This window comes from Chlorobaculum sp. 24CR (genome assembly GCF_004118635.1).
In the GTDB taxonomy this organism is placed as follows: Bacteria; Bacteroidota; Chlorobiia; order Chlorobiales; family Chlorobiaceae; genus Chlorobaculum.
This window is the reverse complement of record NZ_SDGU01000063.1, coordinates 1-1,102: the sequence shown is the minus strand read 5'-3', so window position 1 is coordinate 1,102 and position 1,102 is coordinate 1. Positions and strand designations below refer to the sequence as shown.

Sequence of the window (1,102 nt, the reverse complement as noted above, 5' to 3'; positions counted from 1 at the left end):
TCACCACCCTTCGACTGAATCGCCTCGTACTTCTTGTTGTTGTTGCCGTTGCCGTTCGCGCTGGCTGGCTCCGGCACGCTGTAATCACGCCTCACATCAACAATCTGACTCTTCTCACTATCTACGAGAACAAGAAAGGTGCAGCCAATTCGAGCAATCGGAGCCGTTTCGCCGGCATTTGTCGAAAACCCTGAAGACAAACCTACCATTGCGCCTGCAGGGCCATTCAGCAGCCCTGAAACAAGCGGAGAAAGCGACAAGCCTGACGCACGGCTATCAACTCCAAGTGAAAAGCTCACCGAATTCCGCAAGGTGAGAAGGACGACATTATATCCATTAAGCTCTGCAACACCGGCTATATATTGACGCGCATCATACACCAACGTCGAAAAATCTACTTCGTCAGCTTTATTTTTCCGGCTCTGCACGGTTATCGAACCGATCACTTCGCCTTTGGCGATGCCATTAAGATTGACGTAAACATTTCTTTCCTTGTTTTCAGCCCTGGGCACCGGATACGTAGCATTAAAAATAACCTTCGTCCCTCCGCTGCTCCCTAACGCAACATCATGGCGAGACGCATACACAATATTTTTCGTTAACAGCGGAATACCGGAAACCTGTGCCGGTAAACCCTGAAGACTGAACAGTGTCGGGGCTGTGGCGGCTGGGCTGATGGTTCCCGGCAAATAGGGAATCATTTTCGACGCCTCGAAATTCTGAGTCACACTCCCGCCAAACGTGTTCGTATATTCAGCGCTGGTCAACGCCGTAGAATTGGCATTATTGGTATTGTTATTCGTCATCTCGGCTGTTGTTGTCGCCGCATACACATCAGCTGAGAAAACAACAAAAACAGCCAATGATGTAATTGCCGATCGGATCATGTGAACTCTCATGTCAACACCCGCTCTGTTTGGTTTCATAAAAAACTTCAGGCTGGAAGAAAAACTCTTCCAGCCTGGATACCGAATGAACAAACGTTACGAGAAACGCTCGACACTATTAGTTGCCAAGCGTACCGTTGATGGCAATCGCGGTTGCGGTGTTGATCGACTCAAACACAGCGCCGCCAATATTGGCACCAACACCAGAACCAACA

At 49.2% G+C, this 1,102-nt stretch carries 1 protein-coding gene; it reads right to left on the bottom strand.

The genetic code is table 11. From position 1 onward, the window contains the following. The coding region (locus tag EST62_RS11525) for a hypothetical protein (protein ID WP_209019438.1) at window positions 1–926 on the bottom strand (926 nt) is incomplete at its 3' end. Window positions 927–1,102: the final 176 nt, after the last annotated feature.